The organism is Dehalococcoidia bacterium, from assembly GCA_041653995.1.
In the GTDB taxonomy this organism is placed as follows: Bacteria; Chloroflexota; Dehalococcoidia; order GIF9; family UBA5629; genus CAIMUM01.
In genome coordinates this window covers 226427-232861 of sequence record JBAZEK010000004.1, presented here as the reverse complement: position 1 = coordinate 232861, position 6435 = coordinate 226427, and the positions used below count along the sequence as shown (strand labels likewise).

At 56.2% G+C, this 6435-nt stretch carries 6 protein-coding genes; all 6 read right to left on the bottom strand.

The window, feature by feature from the left end:
* Window positions 1-899, bottom strand: an 899-nt coding sequence (locus WC359_11795; GenBank protein ID MFA5401119.1) for an FAD binding domain-containing protein, incomplete at its 3' end; no start/stop codon positions are given.
* Window positions 900-909: 10 nt separating this feature from the next.
* Entirely contained in the window at window positions 910-1494 is a 585-nt protein-coding gene (locus WC359_11790; protein ID MFA5401118.1) for a (2Fe-2S)-binding protein, read from the bottom strand.
* A gap of 35 nt (window positions 1495-1529) precedes the next feature.
* Window positions 1530-3986, bottom strand: a complete 2457-nt coding sequence (locus WC359_11785; protein MFA5401117.1) for a xanthine dehydrogenase family protein molybdopterin-binding subunit — start codon at window positions 3984-3986, stop codon at window positions 1530-1532.
* The gene (locus tag WC359_11780; GenBank protein MFA5401116.1) at window positions 3983-5236 is read right to left on the bottom strand and encodes an NADH-ubiquinone oxidoreductase-F iron-sulfur binding region domain-containing protein; all 1254 of its coding nucleotides are present in this window, start codon (window positions 5234-5236) and stop codon (window positions 3983-3985) included. The genes WC359_11785 and WC359_11780 overlap by 4 nt, the downstream gene beginning before the upstream one ends.
* A gap of 36 nt (window positions 5237-5272) precedes the next feature.
* Window positions 5273-5719: an NAD(P)H-dependent oxidoreductase subunit E gene (locus WC359_11775; GenBank protein ID MFA5401115.1), complete on the bottom strand. Its 447-nt coding sequence runs from the start codon at window positions 5717-5719 to the stop codon at window positions 5273-5275.
* Window positions 5716-6384 (bottom strand): 2Fe-2S iron-sulfur cluster-binding protein, encoded by a 669-nt coding sequence (locus WC359_11770; protein MFA5401114.1) that lies wholly within the window; start codon window positions 6382-6384, stop codon window positions 5716-5718. Before WC359_11770 ends, WC359_11775 begins: the two co-directional genes overlap by 4 nt.
* Window positions 6385-6435: the final 51 nt, after the last annotated feature.

Here is a 6435-nt window from a genome sequence, read left to right as displayed (position 1 = left end):
TTGGCTGCGGATACAGCGGCCTGGCCCGCTTCTTCAGCCAGCGCTTCATCTATTTTCTTGCCGATAACCACCTGCTCCGCCTGGACCGCCCTGTAGGGTATGACGTGAACGGCGTTGAGGCAGATCCTGGCGGCTGAGACCTTGCCGTCCTTGGTTGTGATCATGACCGCACAGTTGACGATGGGGAAGTCGATGGACCTGCGCAGGGCGAACTTGAGGAACGCGCTGGATGATCCTGCGGCGGGCTCGGGAATCTGTATGCCGGTGACGATCTCGTCGGCCTTGAGCACGGTGGTCTTGACGGGCTTGACCTCGAAGAAGTTCTCGGCGTCGATGGTGCGGCTGGAGGTCACGATTTTGGCATCGAGGGCCACCAGGGCGGGGGCGGTGTCGCTGGGATGGACTGCGAAGCAGCCTCCGGAGACGCTGCCGCCGAAGATGGAATGGTAGCGGTTGTCGCCCTTGATGGCGTAGCACCTGCCGCCCTTTTTGCGCAGGCAGGAAAACCTGTTGTTCTGATTGCGGTAGTACCAGCAGCGGATGTCCTGGCAGATGTTGCCCCCGATGGTGCCCATGTTGCGCAGGTGGGGTGAGGCGGTCCTGCCGGCGGCCTGCGCCAGCGCGGCGTATTTGGACTTGATGACGGGATCGGCGGCGATATCGGCCAGCAGGGCCAGCGCGCCGATGTTGAGCATGCCGCCCGACTCCTTGATGTCGCTCAGCCCCTGTATGGTCTTGATGTTAATGAGGGCTTCCGGGTAGGCGGGCAGGATGGAGTCCTTCATCTTGCCCAGGATATCGGTGCCGCCTGCGATGACGGCGGCGCGTTCACCGTAGCGGCCCATGAGGGCCACGGCCTCGTCCACACTGTATGCGTTGAAGTGTTTAAAATTCTTCACGATAACCCCCTTATTTCGCCGCCTTCATTTTTGCGGCGGCCTCTTTGACGGCTATGGGATGCTGAGGATAGGTGCCGCAGCGGCAGAGGTTGCCCGAGAGAGCAGCCATAACCTCCTCCTCGGTCGGGTCCTGGTTGCGGTCCAGCAGCGCCTTGGAGGCGACCACGAAGCCGGGTGTGCAGTAGCCGCACTGCATGGCGTGGTTGTTCACGTATGCTTCGATCAGGGGATGGCCGTCGGCGGCGATGCCCTCGACGGTCTCGACGGTCTTGCCGTCGCACTCGATGGCCAGCATCATGCAGGAGAGGACGGGTTTACCGTCCACGATCATGGTGCATGAGCTGCAGGCGCCGCGGTCGCAGAACTGCTTGGAGCCCGTCAGGCCGAGCACGTCGTGGATGAGGTAGTAGAGGGTCCAGTTGGGCTCCACCAGGAAGGAGTGCTCTGCCTTATTGATAATCAGTTTGATGCGGCCTTCCGCTGTGGGCAGGCCGCGTCCCTTGTGCGATTTGAAGACATGGCTTTTCAGCCCGTCCTGCGTATCATGCGAATCCCCGCAGTAGGGGCAGGTGAAAGTCCTGGTTTCTTTACTCAAGTTCTCGTCCTCCTCTTTCTAAGCTTATTCTCTGATTATAGTTTCCCCAGTGCATTCAGTACTTTGTCAGGTGTAATCGGGAAGTCTTCGATCCAGACCCGTATGGCGTTGTAGATAGCAGGCGCCAGCAATCCCGGCATAACCGTAGCGATATCCTCGCCTATGCCCACGAGCCCATATGGTCCGTAGCCCATGCCGGTCTCCACCAATATGGTGCCGATCGGTCCGATATCCTTGATGCCGGCGATCTTGTAGTCGAGCAGGTTCCCGTTGAGCATCACACCGGTTACCGGATCATATATCATTTCCTCTAATTTGCCGCGGCTTACGCCCATGATGCTGCCGCCGTACTGCTGACCCCAGCAACTCATTGGGTTGATGGCCTTGCCTATGTCGTTGACATTCACGATGCGGGTGACGAAAACCTCGCCTGTTTCAGTATCGACCTCGACCTCCATGAAATGGGCCTGGCGGCATAAGTGGGGCCTGGGATTATTAGGATTGACCCCGCCGTGCTGTACATGAAAAGCATCGGCAAACAGCGGTTGTACCCAGGAGTTCCTTACGCCGAAGGCCTCGGCCTCGGACATCGATCCGGCAAGGCTACCGCGTTTGGGGACGTCGGATACGGGTATTTGTATGGAAGGATCGGATTTATGGATAATCAGGCTATTTTGTATATCCAGGTCTTCCGGTTTAGTATCGGGCAACATCGGTGCAAAGCTGCCTCGCTGGGTTACAGATGTAGGGCTGGTGACCGCTTCCAGTATCCTTTGCTTTAAAATCCTGGCCGCATGACGCACCGCCCAACCGTTAATGGACATGTTGGTTGAAGAACCGGGGGTCATCCTGTAAAAGCCCGGATCAACCTGCTGGTTATAATGCACATCCTCGAGACGGAAGCCGAGCTCATCCGCTACGATCTGACAGTAGGATTCCTCTGCATTGACACCCTGGTCGCAACCCATGGATAGTATGGTGGCAGTCCCGTCTTTTCGTTCTATGCGTATGGCAACTTCGCCGCTGCCAAGCGAGTCACCCCACTCCTGTGTCCAGGTGAAGCCAACGCCGTGCATCCTACCGTTGGGGAGCTTTCGTGTTCCGGCCTTGTGCCAGGATTCATCCCATTTAAACTCGGCTTTACCTTTCTCGATGCATTCTTTGAGGCTGTCTCGCGCTTCAAAACCTCGCCGTTTTTTCTCCTCGTTAAGCCAGGCCATGTCATGTTGTTCGGCGCCGTCGTTTTTAAGTGCAACCTCGATCGGATCCATATCAAGTTCAGCCGCGACGCGGTCCATAATCATGGTAAAGGAAAGACAAGGCGGCAGCAGTTCGCAGCGCGTGGGAACAGTCTCAGGCTTATTGACCCATACAGATTTAACTTGAGAATTTATATTTGGGACCCGCGTATTCTCATTTATATGAAGAGCCGGGAAAAAAATCGGCATGTATGCGTTAAGGTTATAGAGGGTGCCATCGACGGCGGTGATGGTGCCGTCATTTTTAAAGCCGACCTTAATTAAATAGGTCCCTGCGTCCATAGAGCCGACGTTAAAATCCTCCCTGCGGTTCAGGATATATTTCACCGGCTTTCTTGTTCTCTTTGCCACCAGGCCGGCACAATAGTGCGGCCCCATTAACGATTCGGCACAGGTCCAGCCTCCGAAACTCCCCCCCTGATAGGGCATATGGAGTTGAATTTTATCCATAGGTACACCGCCATACCAGCTGGAGATTTGATATTTGGGCAGATGCGCCCTCTGTTGCTTAAGCCATACCTCGGGGCAATCCCCGTTCCACTTGAACACTCCGCACTGGCGCTCGGGGCCCATTCCGGTATGAAGGCGGCGCACGATCCTGAATTCCACAACCTTATCTGCTTCGGCAAATCCCTTCTTCACATCACCCTTTATCAGTGTATCGATGATACCCTTGTTCCAGTGGTTCGCGTCTGCGTAGCGTTCCGGGTAGGACAGCGGCGCATCCGCTTCGGCTGCCTTCTCCACATCGAGATTGAAAGGACGTTCCTCCCACTCGACCTCGATCAGTGAGAGCGCCTCCTCCGCGATGGACTCCGTATCGGCCGCTACGGCGGCGCCGACCAACTCTCCCTCAAAATGGGCAATCCCGGGAAGCGGCTTATCGGTGCCGAAAAATCCCGCCATCTGGCCGATGTTTGCCGCTTCCGGCATCTCGGGATCATCGTAACGCAGGATATACCTTACGCCCGACAGCTTCTCCGCCTTGCCGGTGTCCATCTTGAGTATTTTGGCATGCGCGTGGGGAGAGGTCAGGAAACGCATATACAGCATTCCTGGAAGTTGTATGTCCATGGTATAGGCAGCCTCACCGGAAGCCTTGGGCGGTCCGTCCAGCTTACGGGGTAATTTCCTGCCTATGGATTTATATTCCTTGAGCGGATACCTGTCCGACCCCAGGTTGTCGAACATCTCCTGCATTCGTTCTTTTTCGATTTCCGACTGTCTGGTCATATCACGGCCTCCTCCGATTTAGATAATTCGCTGCCTAGGTAGCTTCGCAGGAACAGGGACTGGTCGATCAGGTCGCTATACTCATCCCGGAAATATTTCAGCGAGTCCAGCACGGGCACGGCCGCCGCCTGCCCCAGGCCGCACATCGATGCCAGGGCCATTGTCCGAGCAAGGTCCTCCAGTTTACTGATATCTCCCGATTCGCCGTCTCCCCGGATCAACCTGCCCAGGATCTCCAGCATGACCTCGCTGCCCTCGCGGCAGGGCGTGCACTTCCCGCAGGACTCCTCGTTGAGGAAATGCATGTTGTTATAGACTATATCGACGATATCCCGGTCCGTGTTGATTACGACTACCGCTCCCGAGCCCAGGCATGTCTCGTGTGACAACGGTGTATCGATCATGTGCACAGGCAGGATAGCGCCGGCGGAACCTCCGACCTGCACCGCTTTGACGCCCGCCGCACCGGCCAGGTCGACCACCAGCTCCTTCAGCGTGCTGCCCATCTCAAGCTCGTAGACGCCGGGCCTGGCGACATCGCCGCTCACGCAGAACACCTTGGTGCCTTTGCTCCTTTTGGTCCCCATGGCGCTGAACCAGACGGCGCCGTTGTTGATGATATGGGGTACATTCATCAGCGTCTCTACATTATTAATAATGGTCGGACGATCCCACAGCCCGCAGGTGGGGGGATAGGGTGGTTTATAGCGCGATTCACCCCTGCGGCCTTCGATGGAGTTCATGAGTGCAGATTCCTCACCGCAGACGTATGCGCCCGCGCCCTCGAACACCCGTATATCCGTGTCCTTCAAAAAGCCTTTCTCTTTGGCCTGTTTTATCGCCTCAGCCAGCAGGTTAAAAATAGAATGATATTCGGCCCTGAGGTAGATATACGCCTGCTGCGCGCCGATGGCCAGGCCTGCTATGAGCATACCCTCGATAAGCGTGAAAGGATCTTTGGATAATAAGTATTTGTCCTTGAATTGGCCGACCTCACCCTCATCGGCGTTGCAGATGAGATATTTCATTTTTGCCTTGGTATTGCGTGCCAGCTCCCATTTGAGGCCGCAGGGAAAACCCGCTCCACCGCGTCCCGTTAGCCCCGATTTCTTGATCTCCTCAACTATTCCCCGGGGCTTCATTTTGCATGCTTTCTCGTAAGCTTTGAAGCCTCCCGCCTTGAGATAAGATTCGATGTCCTGCGGATCCACGATTCCGCAGTTACCCAGCACAATGCGTTTTTCCGCCACTTATAACCTCCTTGGATTCAATCAGCCGAAGTGCCTCTATTGAAAGGACCTCAATATCTCTGTTATCCTCGCCGGGGTCAGGTTCCCGTAAAGCGTATCGTTGATCATCATGGCGGGGGCCTGGTCGCAGGCGCCGATACAGCCCGCCTGCTCCAGGGAGAACCTGGCATCGGCCGTGGTCTGCCCCGGCTCGATCCCCAGCTCCTTTTTAATGCTCCTTATCACACCCTGTGCATCTTTCAAATCGCAGGGGAGGCAACCGCACACGCGGATGATGTTTTTACCCACTGCGGCGACTGGCAGGTATGAGTAGAAGGTGGATACGCCGTAGATCTCATTGAGGGGGATCCCTGTTTTATCGGCCAGGGAGGATAATACGGTTTTAGACAGACTACTGTTATTAACGAGCTCCTGTTTCAGCGCGGGCAGGAGCTCCGCGCGGTTGGCGGAAGAGGATTGTGTCCCTTTTGCGGCAGCGCTCATCGTACTGCACCTCCCTTCAATGCTTTAAAACCGGGCGCGGCACTCAGCGCTCCCGTGGGGCAATGCTCGATGCAGATGCCGCAGTCCCGGCAGGCTTCTGTGTTTAAGGCCTCATCGAATCCTGTGACGACCTTCGACCTGAAGCCGCGGTATCCGATACTGAGTATGTTTTTGTGGGCGATATCGGCGCAGGCCCGGACGCATTTGCGGCAGAGTATGCACTTGGAAAGGTTGCGCACGACATAGGGGTTTGTCTCCTCGGCCGGATAAAAACGGGGAGCTCTCACGTTGAAACGCGGGGCGCCCACCTGGTAATCGGAGGCCAGATTATGCAGGGCGCAATTCTCCGCATTGGTATCGTTCACGCAGTCGCCGGTATGGGCGGTGAGCAGCAGCTCCACTATCACCCTGCGGGCCGCTATGACCCTGGGCGTTTGGGTGTGCACCACCATGCCATTGGATACAGGGGTATGGCAGGCGCCCATCAATGTTCTTGAGCCCTCCACCTCCACCACGCAGACGCGGCACACACCGGTGGGGATTAAACCTTTAATATGGCAAAGCGTAGGTATCGTTATGCCGTGTGCCGTAGCCGCCTCCAAAATGGTAATACCATCGCGAACCTTAATGCCTTTCCCATCGATCGAAAGTTGCACACTACTCATATTCGCACCCGCAATTCATTTTTTCAGCCTCCTCCTGATATTTAAAATTCG

Coding starts and splice junctions, on each gene's coding strand:
- WC359_11775 (MFA5401115.1), bottom strand. CDS start 5,719: ATGAGCGCTGCCGCAAAAGGGACACAATCCTCTTCCGCCAACCGCGCG.
- WC359_11770 (MFA5401114.1), bottom strand. CDS start 6,384: ATGAGTAGTGTGCAACTTTCGATCGATGGGAAAGGCATTAAGGTTCGC.
- WC359_11785 (MFA5401117.1), bottom strand. CDS start 3,986: ATGACCAGACAGTCGGAAATCGAAAAAGAACGAATGCAGGAGATGTTC.